The organism is Pantoea sp. BJFS-204 (assembly GCF_049310725.1).
In the GTDB taxonomy this organism is placed as follows: Bacteria; Pseudomonadota; Gammaproteobacteria; order Enterobacterales; family Enterobacteriaceae; genus Pantoea; species Pantoea agglomerans.
The window spans coordinates 479,992-495,051 of the sequence record NZ_JBMOWE010000002.1; the positions used below are offsets into that span (position 1 = coordinate 479,992).

Annotated in this window: 13 protein-coding genes and 5 tRNA genes; 14 read left to right on the top strand and 4 right to left on the bottom strand. The window is 52.4% G+C overall.

Translation table 11 applies throughout. The annotated features are described in order from the left end of the window. Positions 1-13: 13 nt before the first annotated feature. On the bottom strand, positions 14-562 hold the full coding sequence (seqA, locus tag ACO6VX_RS08965) for a replication initiation negative regulator SeqA (RefSeq protein ID WP_010260690.1): 549 nt from the start codon (positions 560-562) through the stop codon (positions 14-16). Positions 563-812: 250 nt separating this feature from the next. On the opposite strand from seqA, the gene ybfF reads away from it, so the two are divergent. The 4 genes from ybfF to fur all read left to right on the top strand — a co-directional run bounded on the left by ybfF (position 813) and on the right by fur (position 3,476). After that, positions 813-1,577 carry an esterase gene (gene ybfF / locus ACO6VX_RS08970; RefSeq protein ID WP_033766681.1) on the top strand — a complete coding sequence of 255 codons (765 nt, stop codon included), beginning with the start codon at positions 813-815 and terminating at the stop codon, positions 1,575-1,577. Positions 1,578-1,745: 168 nt separating this feature from the next. Continuing rightward, positions 1,746-2,021: a LexA regulated protein gene (ybfE, locus tag ACO6VX_RS08975; RefSeq protein WP_010260688.1), complete on the top strand. Its 276-nt coding sequence runs from the start codon at positions 1,746-1,748 to the stop codon at positions 2,019-2,021. 132 nt (positions 2,022-2,153) lie between these two features. Beyond that, positions 2,154-2,684: a flavodoxin FldA gene (gene fldA, locus ACO6VX_RS08980; RefSeq protein ID WP_010260687.1), complete on the top strand. Its 531-nt coding sequence runs from the start codon at positions 2,154-2,156 to the stop codon at positions 2,682-2,684. A gap of 348 nt (positions 2,685-3,032) precedes the next feature. Next, positions 3,033-3,476 (top strand): ferric iron uptake transcriptional regulator, encoded by a 444-nt coding sequence (fur, locus tag ACO6VX_RS08985; RefSeq protein ID WP_009091454.1) that lies wholly within the window; start codon positions 3,033-3,035, stop codon positions 3,474-3,476. 71 nt (positions 3,477-3,547) lie between these two features. Here fur and ACO6VX_RS08990 read toward each other — a convergent pair whose 3' ends face one another. From ACO6VX_RS08990 to nagE, 3 genes are all read right to left on the bottom strand, one after another. Next, positions 3,548-3,943 carry a hypothetical protein gene (locus tag ACO6VX_RS08990; protein ID WP_010260686.1) on the bottom strand — a complete coding sequence of 132 codons (396 nt, stop codon included), beginning with the start codon at positions 3,941-3,943 and terminating at the stop codon, positions 3,548-3,550. 235 nt (positions 3,944-4,178) lie between these two features. Next, positions 4,179-5,846, bottom strand: a complete 1,668-nt coding sequence (gene glnS, locus ACO6VX_RS08995; protein ID WP_010260682.1) for a glutamine--tRNA ligase — start codon at positions 5,844-5,846, stop codon at positions 4,179-4,181. 152 nt (positions 5,847-5,998) lie between these two features. Further along, entirely contained in the window at positions 5,999-8,026 is a 2,028-nt protein-coding gene (gene nagE / locus ACO6VX_RS09000) for an N-acetylglucosamine-specific PTS transporter subunit IIBC (RefSeq protein WP_031293061.1), read from the bottom strand. Positions 8,027-8,354: 328 nt separating this feature from the next. On the opposite strand from nagE, the gene nagB reads away from it, so the two are divergent. The 10 genes from nagB to ACO6VX_RS09050 all read left to right on the top strand — a co-directional run bounded on the left by nagB (position 8,355) and on the right by ACO6VX_RS09050 (position 15,055). Beyond that, a complete protein-coding gene (gene nagB / locus ACO6VX_RS09005; protein WP_010260676.1) occupies positions 8,355-9,155 on the top strand; it encodes a glucosamine-6-phosphate deaminase in 801 nt (266 codons plus the stop codon). A 62-nt stretch (positions 9,156-9,217) separates the two neighbouring features. Then, positions 9,218-10,366, top strand: a complete 1,149-nt coding sequence (gene nagA, locus ACO6VX_RS09010) for an N-acetylglucosamine-6-phosphate deacetylase (protein ID WP_010671285.1) — start codon at positions 9,218-9,220, stop codon at positions 10,364-10,366. Positions 10,367-10,373: 7 nt separating this feature from the next. Further along, positions 10,374-11,594, top strand: a complete 1,221-nt coding sequence (gene nagC / locus ACO6VX_RS09015) for a DNA-binding transcriptional regulator NagC (RefSeq protein WP_010260667.1) — start codon at positions 10,374-10,376, stop codon at positions 11,592-11,594. Positions 11,595-11,633: 39 nt separating this feature from the next. Continuing rightward, a complete protein-coding gene (locus ACO6VX_RS09020) occupies positions 11,634-12,386 on the top strand; it encodes an HAD-IIA family hydrolase (protein ID WP_010260664.1) in 753 nt (250 codons plus the stop codon). A gap of 307 nt (positions 12,387-12,693) precedes the next feature. Next, the gene (gene asnB / locus ACO6VX_RS09025; RefSeq protein ID WP_010671283.1) at positions 12,694-14,361 is read left to right on the top strand and encodes an asparagine synthase B; all 1,668 of its coding nucleotides are present in this window, start codon (positions 12,694-12,696) and stop codon (positions 14,359-14,361) included. A gap of 218 nt (positions 14,362-14,579) precedes the next feature. Then, positions 14,580-14,656 (top strand) — tRNA-Met (locus ACO6VX_RS09030). 9 nt (positions 14,657-14,665) lie between these two features. Further along, positions 14,666-14,750, top strand: a tRNA-Leu gene (locus ACO6VX_RS09035). A gap of 22 nt (positions 14,751-14,772) precedes the next feature. Next, positions 14,773-14,847 (top strand) — tRNA-Gln (locus tag ACO6VX_RS09040). 34 nt (positions 14,848-14,881) lie between these two features. Then, a tRNA-Gln gene (locus ACO6VX_RS09045) sits at positions 14,882-14,956 on the top strand. A gap of 22 nt (positions 14,957-14,978) precedes the next feature. Beyond that, positions 14,979-15,055, top strand: a tRNA-Met gene (locus ACO6VX_RS09050). The last annotated feature ends 5 nt before the right edge of the window (positions 15,056-15,060 follow it).

Sequence of the window (15,060 nt, forward strand, 5' to 3'; positions counted from 1 at the left end):
TGACGCTTAAGTTTTAAATGGTGCCGCAAACTTTCTCGGTCAGTTCCGCAGGGAACTGCATCGAGAGCATGATGTGTTCGATCATGCTGCATTTACGACCAGTATTGGTGTTGGTGATCACCCAGTACGGCGTGCCGGGCACATGCTTCGGCTTAGTATGGGTGCCATTCTGCAACAGCGTATGCTCATCACCTGCAAAATAGACGCGGGTGCGGCCCTGCAGAGATGCAGTAGCTTCAGCAAAGGCTGCGGTATCAAGACGATAGAGCGTTGACAAGATAAGCATAAAGCGATTCACCGCCCGCTTCTGCTCCGCATATTCATCGGAAAGCAGCAGCTCGCGCACCGCGCGGACACGATCCTGCGGGCGCGAACCCACAGACGCAGGCTGGGACTCTTTCGCTGCATCTTTTGAGGCTGGCTGTGCAGGCGAAGCGGGTGCAGTCTGACCGGCCGTGAACTTCAGCATACGACGCAGAATGTCGGATGCGCTTTCACCAATGTGTTGCGTGTGGCTGGCAATATAACGGTAGAGCTCTTCGTCAACTTCGATCGTTTTCATCTTATTCCGTACGGTTCTTTCTCATGACAGAACCACCTGTTTCCTGAAAAGCTCTGAGTATAGTCAGGCAATTCAAAGGGTGTGTGGGTTCTAACATCAGGATTATAAAGTTAAAGTCAGGCGGGTTGTTAGCAATCAAACGGTTTACGGGCAAAAGTCAGAATATGTCCTAATGCCGCCGGAACCGGCGCGCCTGAAAAGGTGAAACCATGATAACCTAAGCTCAGGTCTCAAACTTAAGAACTTTGCTATGATTTTGAACGCCCGTCTGCAAACTGAACAATCCCCTGCTGATTCTCTGCCCATCCTGCTTATTCACGGTCTGTTTGGCAGTCTCGATAACCTTGGCGTGCTGGCGCGCGGGCTGAAAGATGCCGGTCCGTTGCTGCAGGTAGATGTCCGCAACCACGGACTTTCACCACGATCTGACGAGATGAACTACGCTGTAATGGCGCAGGATATGGTCGAAACACTGGATGCACATGGCATTGATCGCGTCGCGGTGATCGGACATTCGATGGGCGGTAAAATAGCCATGACCATGAGCGCGCTGGTGCCGGAACGCATTGAGCGCCTGGTGATGATCGATATCGCCCCGGTTGATTACCAGACGCGCCGTCATGACCAGATATTTGCCGGCATTCGTGCCGTCACCGATGCGGGCGTCTCATCCCGCAGCGAGGCGGCGAAGGTCATGCGAACGCTGATCGAGGAAGAAGGGGTGATCCAGTTCCTGCTGAAATCCTTCCAGGAGGGGGAGTGGCGCTTCAACGTTCCGGTGCTGTGGGATAACTACACCACGATCTCTGGCTGGCAGCCGGTTCCCGCCTGGAATCACCCGGCGCTGTTTATTCGCGGCGGCGACTCCAGCTACCTGGATAACAGCTATCGCGATGCGTTGCTGCAGCAGTTCCCGGCCGCTCAGGCGCATGTGATCGGTGGCGCAGGACACTGGGTTCATGCAGAGAAACCCGATGCCGTTTTGCGCAGTGTCCGTCGCTTTTTTGCGCTTTAAAAGCAAATAGATGGCGGTAAAGGTTTAGGATTGGCGTCCGGCGTAAGCGTGAAGTATGATGGCGCGCTAAAATTTTGCCGCGGGTCAGTTTTGCTGCGGCAATGGCCAATAATTTATAATCTGCGCGGTGAGTGTCTGGCGCCCGCCCCCATTCAGTTTTACTAAGCCATGGCAAAAGAACAGACTGACCGCACGACGCTCGATCTCTTTGCTGATGAGCGCCGCCCTGGTCGACCCAAAACCAGTCCGCTTTCGCGTGATGAACAGCTGCGCATTAACAAGCGCAATCAACTGAAACGTGACAAAGGACGCGGGCTTCGTCGTGTCGAACTGAAAATGAACAGTGACGCCGTCGATGCACTCAATACGCTGGCAGAACAGCGCAATCTCAGCCGTAGCGAACTGATTGAACAGATGCTACTGGCACAGCTCAAACTGGATTAATGCGGGCAAATCGCACGCAGAGGCAAATGTCGGGGCTTTAACCGTTCACCGGTTTTCTCTCGTCTGCTATTATTCGCTGAAATGTGCTGCGGCACACATCTCATCATCAGGATTTAAGAGGTTATTTTACTCATGGCACTCGTAGGCATCTTCTTCGGCAGCGATACCGGCAATACCGAAAACATTGCAAAAATGATCCAGAAACAGCTGGGTACAGATGTTGCAGAAGTCCATGACATCGCAAAAAGCACAAAAGAAGATCTGGAAGCGTTTGATATCCTGCTGCTGGGTATTCCGACCTGGTACTACGGCGAAGCGCAGTGCGACTGGGATGACTTTTTCCCGACGCTGGAAGAGATCGATTTTAACGGCAAGCTGGTTGCGCTGTTTGGCTGTGGCGACCAGGAAGATTACGCAGAGTATTTCTGTGATGCCATGGGCACGATTCGCGACATTATCGAACCGCACGGTGCCGTGATTGTCGGACACTGGCCAACTGAAGGCTATCACTTCGAAGCTTCGAAAGGCCTGGCCGATGATACCCACTTCCTGGGCCTGGCCATTGACGAAGATCGCCAGCCTGAGCTGACCAGCCAGCGTGTTGACCAGTGGGTTAAGCAGATTTTTGATGAACTGCAGCTGAAAGAGATCATCGAAGCCTGATCCTGCCCGACTCAATGTGAGCGCCAGCTCACATTGAGGCAATGAAAATGCCTATAGAAATAATAGCCACATTTTTTTAACTTTCTCCGTTTAATCTGTAGAATACCCGCATCGATCTTCCGCTTATTTTCTCAGGCGGCAAGACTAAGTGATGTGCTAACAGACCTCTGTCAGAATCTTCCCCGGCCCGGTGACGAATCCCCAATAGCCCATGATGATTCAGACACGCCCTCTGGTTTTCATTTCATCGCTTCAGTTCTATAATGAGACGCAAATGAGAATGAGCATAGATCGACATTCAAGGCGATAAGCCACAAAAGTGAATATTAGTAACAGGACAAAATCCGCATGACTGACAACAACACCGCATTAAAGAAGGCTGGCCTGAAAGTAACGCTGCCCAGACTGAAAATTCTGGAAGTGCTTCAGGAACCTGAGTGCCATCACGTCAGTGCGGAAGATTTGTATAAACGCCTGATCGACATTGGCGAAGAGATTGGCCTGGCGACCGTTTACCGTGTTCTGAACCAGTTTGATGATGCCGGTATTGTGACTCGTCACAACTTTGAAGGCGGCAAGTCTGTCTTCGAACTGACGCAGCAGCATCACCACGATCACCTGATCTGCCTGGATTGCGGCAAGGTTATCGAGTTCAGCGACGAATCGATTGAAACGCGTCAGCGTGAAATCGCGACCCGCCATGGCATCAAGCTGACCAACCACAGCCTCTATCTCTATGGACACTGTACGCTGGGCGATTGCCGTGAAGACGAAACGCTGCACGACCAGTAACGCTGGCGCGGCCTGAAATAAAAAAACCGGTGAATTCACCGGTTTTTTTTCGTCTGTTTTCTGCCCTCACCTCAGGCGACCAGCGTCTCCTGCAGATAGCGCCAGCGTGGAATAGAGCTGCTGCAATCCAGAATGGCCAGCGAAATGCGGCTCTGGTTATTGCCGTTCATCATCTGCATTTCGCGATACTGTACGACGATCTCTTTTTCATGATGAGAGAGAATGACATGTTCACAGGTGGCAATGCGCATCCCTTCCCGCTGCCCTTGTAACTGCTGGAAAAGATCCTCGACCTCGTTCAGATTGTACTCTTTGCCCTTTGGGGTCACCATGCGAAATTCAGGATGAAAATAGGACATCAGCAGCTGGAAACTGTCGTCAGATCCGGCTGGCTGATTAAAAATACGTTCAATGAGCTGATGTAAAACGACGACACTGTGTTTGGCTTCCTGGGCGAGAACTGTCATTTTTTTTCCTTCTGTAACCCGCTTTGCAACCTCTGAGAGCGGATAGCCTACCTGAAAGCTGACAATTCACATCCTGAAATTGATTAATTTTTTTAAACTCAGATTACTCCCACAAGGCGGTATTGAACCGGTTGTGGTTAGTGCAGAATAAACGTCGGAGATGGTAAAAATCGGGGCAATAAAAAAGGGCGATAAATCGCCCTTTTGTCATTTTATGAGGTCAGCCCCAAAAAATTTATTCGCCCGTTTTGGTCCAGGTATCACGAAGACCGACGGTGCGGTTAAACACCAGTTGCGTCGGTTTCGAGTAAACGCTGTCGGCGCAGAAATAACCTTCACGTTCAAACTGAAACGGTGTTGTTGGTTCCACATCGCGCAGGCTGGGTTCAACAAAGCCGTTTTTGATGGTCAGTGACTCAGGATTAATGACCGCCAGGAAATCCTCTGCAGCAGCCGGATTTGGCACACTGAACAGACGATCATACAGACGGAACTCAGCTGGCTGCGCGTGATCCGCAGAAACCCAGTGAATCACGCCTTTGACTTTGCGGCCATCGGCTGGATCTTTGCTCAGCGTATCAACATCGCTGGTGCAGTAGATGCAGGTAATGTTGCCCGCTTCATCTTTGGCGACCCGCTCAGCACGAATCACATAGGCGTTACGCAGGCGAACTTCTTTGCCCAGCACCAGACGCTTATATTGTTTGTTCGCCTCTTCACGGAAATCCGCGCGATCGATCCAGATCTCGCGGCTGAACGGCACTTCACGCGTGCCCATCTCCGGTTTACCCGGATGATTTGGCATGGTGACGATTTCGCTATGGCCTGCTGGCAGGTTTTCGATCACCACTTTAAGCGGATCTAAAACCGCCATGGCGCGGGGCGCATTCTCGTTAAGATCATCACGGATACAGGACTCCAGCGAAGCCATCTCCACGATGTTATCTTGCTTAGTCACGCCAATACGACGGCAGAACTCACGGATAGAAGCGGCGGTGTAACCACGACGACGCAGACCTGAAACGGTCAGCATGCGCGGATCGTCCCACCCTTCTACGTGCTTCTCGGTCACCAGCTGAGTGAGTTTACGTTTCGACATCACCGCATACTCCAGATTCAGGCGCGAGAATTCATACTGACGCGGATGAACCGGAATTGTGATGTTGTCCAGCACCCAGTCATAGAGACGGCGGTTGTCCTGAAACTCCAGCGTACAGAGCGAGTGCGTAATGCCTTCCAGCGCATCGGAGATGCAGTGGGTAAAGTCATACATCGGGTAGATGCACCACTTATTGCCGGTCTGGTGGTGTTCCGCGAACTTGATGCGGTAAAGCACCGGATCGCGCATCACGATGAAATTAGAGGCCATGTCGATTTTGGCGCGCAGACAGGCGGTGCCTTCGGCAAACTCACCGTTTCGCATCTTCTCAAACAGCGCCAGATTCTCTTCCACGCTGCGATCGCGATAAGGGCTGTTTTTACCCGGCTCTTTCAGGGTGCCGCGATATTCACGAATCGCATCCGGACTCAGTTCATCAACGTAGGCCAGTCCTTTGGAAATCAGCTCGATGGCATAGTTGTAGAGCTGATCGAAATAGTTTGATGAGTAACAGACCTCACCGCTCCACTCAAAACCCAGCCACTGAACGTCACGCTTGATGGATTCAACGAATTCCATATCCTCTTTAACCGGATTGGTATCGTCGAAACGCAGGTTGCATTGCCCCTGATAGTCCTGGGCGATGCCAAAATTCAGACAGATCGATTTCGCATGACCAATATGCAGATAGCCATTGGGCTCCGGCGGAAAACGGGTATGCACGCTGCTGTGCTTACCGCTCGCCAAATCTTCGTCAATGATCTGACGAATAAAGTTAGTTGGGCGGGCTTCAGCCTCACTCATCTCAAAAATCCTCAATACGAATAACGGGTGATTTGTACCACGAAGTAACGGAGTATGATCCACAAAGCGTCTGAGGGAAACAACCGTTTGTTAAGCCTTTAAAACAAAAAAGGCAGGAATCGCTTCCTGCCTGTGGGGTTCTGTTGCGGGGATTAGCCTTTCACTTCATACAGCGGGGTTTCCCCTGCTATTACCTGACCCTGTGCCAGTAAAGTCAGACCGGCGAAATCGTCGCTGTTGCTGACCACGACCGGACTCACCATTGAGCGGGCATTGGCGTTAAGGAATTCAAGGTCCATCTCCAGTACTCGCTGACCGGCGACCACGCTGGCCCCCTCTTCAACCAGACGGGTAAAGCCTTTACCTTCCAGCGCCACGGTATCCAGCCCCATGTGCACCACAATCTCCACGCCATTGTCGGTTTCCAGACAGAAGGCATGATTGGTGTTAAAGATTTTCACCAGCGTACCGGCAATCGGTGCCACTACCCATTTGTCGCTGGGCTTGATCGCCAGACCGTCACCCACCGCTTTGCTGGCAAAGGCTTCATCCGGCACATCATCCAGCGCCACGACTTCACCGCTGACCGGCGCCAGCAGCGTGGCGATGACCTGCTTCTCACTGTTCAGCACCGCCTGCGGTTTAACGTCCGGCTCGGCCGGCGCACTGCTGGTAGCCGCTGCAGCGACCGGACCTTTGGTCAGCACTTTTTTCATGGCCGAGGCGATGCTTTCTGCCTGGGTACCTACGATGATCTGCACGCTCTGTTTGTTAAGACGGATCACGCCGGACGCGCCAAGGCGCTTAGCAACCGCCTCATTCACCTGCGCCGAGTCATTCACGTTAAGACGCAGACGGGTGATACAGGCATCGATACTGGTTAAGTTAGCTGAACCACCAATCGCCCCAATGTAGCGGCGCGCCAGTGACTCTGTGGCACTTTCACCGCTATCCGTTTTATCAACGTTAACGTCATAACCATCAGTTTCATCACCATCAACCGCCAGCTCGCGGCCCGGCGTCATCAGGTTGAATTTTTTGATGGTAAAGCGGAACACCACATAATAGATAACGAAGAAGACCAGACCCTGCGGGATCAGCATGTACCAGTGTGTCGCCAGCGGATTACGGGTCGACAGCACCATATCCACCAGCCCGGCGCTGAAACCAAATCCGGCAATCCAGTGCATGCTGGCAGCGATGAAGACAGAAATACCAGTCAGGACGGCGTGGATCAGATAAAGCACGGGTGCCACGAACATGAAGGAGAACTCCAGCGGTTCTGTAATACCCGTAAAGAAGGCAGCAAACGCCGCGGCCAGCATGATACTACCCACTTTGACGCGGTTCTCAGGACGCGCACAGTGGTAGATAGCCAGCGCAGCACCCGGCAGACCAAACATCATGATCGGGAAGAAGCCCGCCTGATAACGACCGGTGATGCCGACGGTTGCCGATCCGTCAGCCAGTGACTGTGCACCGCCAAGGAATTTAGGAATGTCATTAATGCCCGCAACATCGAACCAGAACACCGAGTTCAGGGCGTGATGCAGACCGACCGGAATCAGCAGGCGGTTAAAGAAGGCGTAGATACCGGCACCGGCAGAGCCGAGCTTCTGGATATGTTCACCAAAGCCCACCAGACCGTTAAAGATAACCGGCCAGATATACATCAGGATAAAGGCGACCAGGATCATCAGGAACGAGACCAGTATCGGCACCAGTCGCCGTCCGCTGAAGAAGGAGAGTGCTTTCGGCAGCTCGACGTGGCTGAAGCGGTTATAGACTTCCGCCGACAGGATACCGACCAGAATACCGACAAACTGGTTATTAATTTTACCAAACGCCACAGGCACCTGGTCAACCGGCATCTTCTGTATCATTGCCACCGCGGCCGGTGAGCAGAGCGTGGTGACTACCAGGAATCCGACAAAGCCGGTAAGGGCTGCCGCACCATCTTTATCTTTCGACATGCCATACGCGACACCAATCGCAAACAGCACTGACATATTTTCAATGATGGCAGCACCAGATTTGATCAGTAACGCCGCCAGCGCATTACCTGCGCCCCAGCTGTCTGGATCGATCCAGTAGCCCACGCCCATTAATATCGCTGCTGCTGGCAGGGTTGCTACCGGCACCATCAGTGCGCGCCCCACCTTTTGTAAGTAACCTAACATATCCCCTTCCCCCTATGAGCCTGACTTGTCGCTTTGCGCTGCTTAATGTTGTTATGTCAGCTGCAAAGATCGTTAATACACTTCATATCACGCAGCGAAGTGTAATGATAAATTAATTCGCCTCGCAAATTAAAAGCCTGGTAAATGTGATTTTTATCACTAAAAAACATCGTTTCATACGGCAACATCTGGCTTTGACCGTAAACTTATTTTATGATCCGAAATATTGAATTATGCGCTGGCCATGGCGACAATGAATCATCTGTTCAGATTGGTGACTCACGCAACGGCTTAGCCATCCCCTTTCTATTTTCAATTGAGGTGAAACATGAGACTGATTCCTTTAGCGACACCAACCCAGGTGGGAAAATGGGCCGCCCGACATATTGTTAATCGTATCAATGCGTTTAACCCGACGGCGGATAAACCTTTTGTCCTGGGTCTGCCAACCGGCGGTACGCCACTGGAAGCGTACAAACACCTGATTGATATGCACAAAGCGGGCCAGGTCAGTTTTAAAAACGTCGTGACATTCAATATGGATGAATATGTTGGCCTGCCAAAAGAGCATCCTGAGAGCTATCACAGCTTCATGTATCGCAATTTCTTCGATCACGTTGATATTCAACCGGAAAATATCAACCTGCTGAATGGTAATGCCCCCGATATTGACGCAGAATGTCGTCAGTACGAAGAGAAAATTCGCGCGCTGGGTAAAATTCACCTGTTCATGGGCGGCGTTGGCAACGACGGTCATATCGCCTTTAACGAACCGGCTTCCTCTCTCGCTTCCCGTACCCGCATTAAAACCCTGACCCATGACACCCGCGTGGCGAACTCCCGCTTCTTTAACGGTGACGTTGATCAGGTGCCTAAATATGCGCTGACGGTCGGCGTCGGTACGCTGCTGGATGCAGAGGAAGTGATGATTCTGGTTACCGGCCATGTTAAAGCGCAGGCATTACAGGCGGCGGTTGAAGGCAACGTTAATCATATGTGGACCATCAGCTGCCTGCAGCTGCACGCGAAATCGGTGGTAGTGTGCGATGAGCCGGCCACCATGGAACTGAAAGTGAAAACCGTGAAATATTTCCGCGAAATGGAAGCGGAAAATATGAAAGGCGTGTAACAGAACATTGTCATGCCCTGCTGTTACGCTGAGTGACAGCAGGCCAGGACGGGAGAAGAGAGATGTACGCATTAGTTAACGGTCGAATCTACAGTGGCCATGAGGTTCTGGATAATCACGCGGTGGTAGTTGCCGATGGGCGTATAGCGCGCGTCTGTCCGCGTGAAGCACTCCCGGCGGATATTGAGCAGCGGGATATGGCAGGGGCAAATATTGCGCCAGGCTTTATCGATCTCCAGCTCAATGGCTGCGGTGGCGTGCAGTTCAATGACAGCCTTGAGGCGCTCAGCATTGAAACGCTGGAAACGATGCAGCGCGCCAATGAAAAGTCTGGCTGCACCAGCTTTTTACCGACGCTGATAACCAGCAGCGACGCCCTGATGAAACGGGCGATTGAAACCATGCGCGCTTACCTGCAGAAACATCAGAATCAGGCGCTGGGTCTGCATCTGGAAGGGCCCTGGCTGAGCAAAGCGAAAAAAGGCACCCACGATCCGGCGCTGATTCGCCTGCCGGATGCGGCAATGGTGCAGTACCTGTGCGACAACGCGGACGTCATCACCAAAGTCACGCTTGCCCCTGAAAATGCGGGTAGCGATGTGATTCGTCAATTGACTGATGCCGGGATTATTGTCTCAGCCGGTCACTCGAATGCGACCTATGAAGAAGCTAAAGCGGGCTTTTCTGCTGGTGTGAGTTTCGCGACGCACCTCTACAACGCCATGCCCACCTTTGCCGGACGTGAACCCGGGCTTATCGGTGCGCTGTTTGATTCGCCTGATGTATACTGCGGCATTATTGCGGACGGTTTACATGTACATTACGCTAACGTGCGCAATGCAAAACGCATCAAAGGCGACAAACTGGTGCTGGTCACGGATGCCACTGCACCGGCTGGCGCGGACATAAGCGAGTTTATTTTTGCAGGCAAAACAATCTATTATCGCGATGGGCTCTGTGTCGACGAAAACGGCACATTAAGTGGTTCTGCCCTGACGATGATTGAAGCGGTACAAAATAGCGTTGAGCATGCAGGGATCGCACTGGACGAAGCGTTGCGCATGGCAACACTCTACCCGGCACGGGCGATGGGCGTGGAAAGGCAGTCAGGCTCGATCGAAGCAGGAAAAATCGCGAACCTGACTGTGTTTACGCGCGACTTTAAAATCATAAAGACGTTTGTCAACGGAGACGACGTCCTGAGCGAGTAAGCACTGAATGACCACTGGCGGCCAGTCACAAATAGGAAATGTCGATCTTGTTAAGCAACTCAATAGCGCAGCGGTTTACCGGCTGATTGATCAACAGGGGCCGATATCGCGCATTCAGATTGCCGAACTTAGCCAGCTCGCGCCCGCCAGCGTCACCAAAATTACCCGTCAGTTGATTGAGCGCGGCCTGATCAAAGAGGTAGACCAGCAGGCGTCTACCGGTGGTCGCCGCGCCATCTCCATTATCACTGAAACCCGCCATTTCCATACCATCGGCGTCCGCCTCGGACGCAACGACGCCACCCTGACTCTGTTTGACCTCAGCGGTAAATCGCTGGCGCAGGAAGATTATGCGCTGCCGGAACGCACTCAGGAGACGCTGGAACATGCGCTGTTTAACGCCATCAGCAGCTTCATTGAGCAGCACCAGCGTAAAATTCGCGAGCTGATCGCGATTTCAGTGATCCTGCCTGGGCTGGTCGATCCGATTAACGGCGTGATCCGCTATATGCCACACATCTCTGTCAGCCGCTGGCCGCTGGTCGCCAGCCTGAAAAAACGTTTTAACGTTACCAGTTTTGTGGGTCATGATATTCGCAGCCTGGCGCTGGCTGAGCACTATTTCGGTGCAAGCCGCGACTGTGCTGACTCAATTCTGGTGCGTTTACACCGTGGCACGGGCGCCGGCATTATTGCCAACGGCCATATTTTTCTCGGCAGCAACGGCAACGTTGGCGAGATCGGCCATATTCAGGTCGATCCGCTTGGCGAGCGCTGTCACTGCGGCAACTTTGGCTGCCTTGAAACCATTGCCGCCAACGGCGCCATTGAAAATCGGGTACGCCATCTGCTGAATCAGGGCTATCCCAGCGTACTGACGCTGGAGGCGTGCCAGATATCCCACATCTGCAAAGCGGCCAATCAGGGTGATGCACTGGCCTGCGAAGTGGTTGAGCACGTTGGCCGTTATCTTGGCAAAGCTATTGCGATTGCGATCAACCTGTTTAATCCGCAAAAAGTGGTGCTGGCGGGTGAGATCACTGAAGCAGAAAAAGTGCTGCTGCCCGCGATTGAGGGCTGCATTAATACTCAGGCATTAGAGGCCTTCCGTAAAAATCTGCCGGTCGTGCGTTCCACCCTGGATCATCGTTCCGCTATTGGCGCCTTTGCGCTCGCTAAACGTGCCATGCTTAACGGCATTCTGCTGCAACATCTTCTGGAAGACTAAGCTAACCCGCTGCTGTGGCGGGCCATATCGGATCTGACTATGACCATTAAAAGCGTAATTTGTGATATCGATGGCGTGCTGATGCACGACAACACGGCCGTTCCCGGCGCACAGGAGTTTTTACAGCGCATTCTGGCCAAAGAGATGCCGCTGGTGGTGCTGACGAACTATCCCTCGCAAACCGAGCAGGATCTGGCTAACCGCTTTGCCTCGGCCGGTGTCGAGGTGCCCGACTCCGTTTTCTATACCTCCGCAATGGCAACCGCCGACTTCCTGCGCCGTCAGGAGGGCAAAAAGGCGTATGTGATTGGTGAGGGCGCACTGATTCATGAACTCTACAAAGCGGGCTTTACCATTACCGATGTGAATCCCGATTTTGTCATTGTCGGAGAGACGCGCTCGTTTAACTGGGACATGATGCATAAAGCGGCTTTCTTCGTGGCTAATGGCGCCCGCTTTATTGCCACCAACCCGGATACTCATGCGCGCGGTTTTATTCCTGCCTGTGGCGCACTCTGTGCGGGTATTGAGAAGATATCAGGCCGTCGCCCGTTTGTTGTCGGCAAGCCCAGCCCCTACATTATGCGCGCCGCGCTGAACAAAATGCAGGCCCACTCGGAAGAGACCGTGATTGTCGGTGACAATCTGCGAACCGATATTCTGGCCGGTTTTCAGGCGGGTCTGGAGACGGTGCTGGTGCTCTCCGGCGTCTCGACGCTGAGTGATATCGATGCCATGCCGTTCCGTCCGGACTGGATCTACCCTTCTGTGGCCGATATCGACCTGTTCTGATTCATTTCTCTTATGACGCATCCGGCTAATCTGTGATGCGTCCCCCCTTTTTGCGCTATATCTCCCACTTTTACTGTCTGCTTTCTGCTCTAAAAAGCTATTTTATTGCTGATCCATCAATGAATCGGCTTTAAAATTATCGTTTATTCAATTTTATTGCCATGCAAGCAATCTTTTTATCAGTAAATCACGATTCCTCTTGCATTGAATGCACCAAATAGCGCATTTTCTTATGTATCACGCAGCATCAGGCTGCCGGACAAACGCAAAAGATAACATCGCCGTAAGGTGAGCTCAGGAGTCAGTTATGTGTTCAATTTTTGGTGTGCTGGATCTGAAAACCGATCCTGTTGAGCTGCGCAAAAAAGCGCTGGAATGTTCACGCTTAATGCGTCATCGCGGCCCGGACTGGTCAGGCGTCTACGCCGATGACCATGCTATTCTGGCGCATGAACGTCTCTCAATTGTTGACGTTAACAATGGCGCACAGCCGCTATACAACGCCGATCACACCCACGTACTGGCAGTTAACGGCGAAATTTATAACCACCAGGCACTGCGCGCTGAACTCAGCGATCGCTACGCGTTTCAGACCGGTTCTGACTGTGAAGTGATTCTGGCGCTCTATCAGGAGAAAGGTGTCGATTTCCTCGATGAGCTGGAAGGCATGTTCGCCTTTATCCTCTATGACACCGTTAAAAAAACGTACCTGATTGGTCGCGACCACATCGGCATCATCCCGCTCTATATGGGTAACGATGAGCATGGCAACCTGTTTGTTGCTTCAGAAATGAAAGCGCTGGTGCCAGCCTGCCGTTCAATCAAAGAGTTCCCGCCGGGAAGCTACCTCTCCAGCACCGATGGCGAGATCCGCCGTTACTGGCAGCGCGACTGGATGGAATATAAAAACGTTGAGCACAACACCACCGACGCCGCTGGCCTGAAACATGCGCTGGAAGAGTCCGTGAAAAGCCACCTGATGTCAGATGTGCCTTACGGCGTGCTGCTGTCAGGCGGTCTGGACTCTTCCATCATTTCAGCCGTGACCAAGCGTTACGCGGCGAAGCGGGTTGAAGATCAGGATAAAAGTGATGCATGGTGGCCACAGCTGCACTCCTTCGCGGTAGGGCTGGAAGGTTCACCCGACTTAAAAGCGGCGAAATCGGTGGCGGAGCATCTGGGCACCGTACACCATGAAATTCATTTCACCGTGCAGGAAGGTCTGGATGCCATTCGCGATGTGATTTATCACATTGAAACCTATGACGTCACCACCATTCGTGCCTCTACGCCAATGTACTTAATGTCGCGTAAAATTAAAGCGATGGGCATTAAGATGGTGCTGTCGGGCGAAGGCGCAGATGAAGTCTTCGGCGGCTATCTCTATTTCCACAAGGCGCCAAACGCCAAAGAGTTCCACGAAGAAAACGTACGTAAACTGCAGGCGCTGCATATGTTCGACTGCGCCCGTGCCAACAAAGCGATGTCCGCCTGGGGCGTTGAAGCCCGCGTACCGTTCCTGGATAAAAAATTCCTGGATGTGGCGATGCGTATTAACCCGGCCGATAAAATGTGTGGCAGCAACGGTAAAATGGAGAAGCACATTCTGCGTGAATGTTTCTCCTCTTACCTGCCGGAGAGCGTGGCGTGGCGTCAGAAAGAGCAGTTCTCGGATGGCGTGGGTTACAGCTGGATCGACTCACTGAAAGAAGTGGCTGCGAAGCAAATCAGCGATCAGCAGCTGGCTACCGCTCACTTCCGCTTCCCGTTCAACACGCCGGGTTCGAAAGAAGCCTATCTCTATCGTGAGATCTTTGAAGAGCTGTTCCCGTTGGCGAGCGCGGCAGAGTGTGTGCCTGGAGGTCCATCGGTCGCCTGTTCTTCTGCCAAAGCGATTGAATGGGATGAAGCGTTTAAAAATATGGACGATCCCTCTGGTCGTGCCGTGGGTGTGCATCAGTCAGCCTATAAATAAGCCGGCTGAAAGCAGCCAGGATGGGCCCATTGAGGCCCATTTTTTTTACGATTAGCGTTGTATTCACTGAAAAATTGCCGAATAAACATCCAGGCTGGTTATAAGCCAGTCAAACAGCGATTATCTGGCAAAAAACGGTAAAAAAATTGTTGACGCTGTCTGGTCAACTCCGCATAATGCGCCCCGCAACGCCGATGAAGGTAACGCGAAAAAAAGATGGCTACGTAGCTCAGCTGGTTAGAGCACAGCACTCATAATGCTGGGGTCACAGGTTCGATTCCCGTCGTAGCCACCATCTTTTTTTGCGGGAGTGGCGAAATTGGTAGACGCACCAGATTTAGGTTCTGGCGCCGCAAGGTGTGCGAGTTCAAGTCTCGCCTCCCGCACCATTTCATTATTCGGCAGCGTGGATGGGATATCGCCAAGCGGTAAGGCACCGGTTTTTGATACCGGCATTCCCTGGTTCGAATCCAGGTATCCCAGCCAATTTCGATGATTCTCGAGGCTGAGAACGGACGAATGGGATATCGCCAAGCGGTAAGGCACCGGTTTTTGATACCGGCATTCCCTGGTTCGAATCCAGGTATCCCAGCCATCATTGAAATGCAGTACAATTTGGCTACGTAGCTCAGCTGGTTAGAGCACAGCACTCATAATGCTGGGGTCACAGGTTCGATTCCCGTCGTAGCCACCATATAA

Bases quoted from the DNA above. Each gene is read 5' to 3' on its own strand.
- seqA (WP_010260690.1), bottom strand. From the start codon at position 562: ATGAAAACGATCGAAGTTGACGAAGAGCTCTACCGTTATATTGCCAGC.
- ybfF (WP_033766681.1), top strand. From the start codon at position 813: ATGATTTTGAACGCCCGTCTGCAAACTGAACAATCCCCTGCTGATTCT.
- ybfE (WP_010260688.1), top strand. From the start codon at position 1,746: ATGGCAAAAGAACAGACTGACCGCACGACGCTCGATCTCTTTGCTGAT.
- fldA (WP_010260687.1), top strand. From the start codon at position 2,154: ATGGCACTCGTAGGCATCTTCTTCGGCAGCGATACCGGCAATACCGAA.
- fur (WP_009091454.1), top strand. From the start codon at position 3,033: ATGACTGACAACAACACCGCATTAAAGAAGGCTGGCCTGAAAGTAACG.
- ACO6VX_RS08990 (WP_010260686.1), bottom strand. From the start codon at position 3,943: ATGACAGTTCTCGCCCAGGAAGCCAAACACAGTGTCGTCGTTTTACAT.
- glnS (WP_010260682.1), bottom strand. From the start codon at position 5,846: ATGAGTGAGGCTGAAGCCCGCCCAACTAACTTTATTCGTCAGATCATT.
- nagE (WP_031293061.1), bottom strand. From the start codon at position 8,026: ATGTTAGGTTACTTACAAAAGGTGGGGCGCGCACTGATGGTGCCGGTA.
- nagB (WP_010260676.1), top strand. From the start codon at position 8,355: ATGAGACTGATTCCTTTAGCGACACCAACCCAGGTGGGAAAATGGGCC.
- nagA (WP_010671285.1), top strand. From the start codon at position 9,218: ATGTACGCATTAGTTAACGGTCGAATCTACAGTGGCCATGAGGTTCTG.
- nagC (WP_010260667.1), top strand. From the start codon at position 10,374: ATGACCACTGGCGGCCAGTCACAAATAGGAAATGTCGATCTTGTTAAG.
- ACO6VX_RS09020 (WP_010260664.1), top strand. From the start codon at position 11,634: ATGACCATTAAAAGCGTAATTTGTGATATCGATGGCGTGCTGATGCAC.
- asnB (WP_010671283.1), top strand. From the start codon at position 12,694: ATGTGTTCAATTTTTGGTGTGCTGGATCTGAAAACCGATCCTGTTGAG.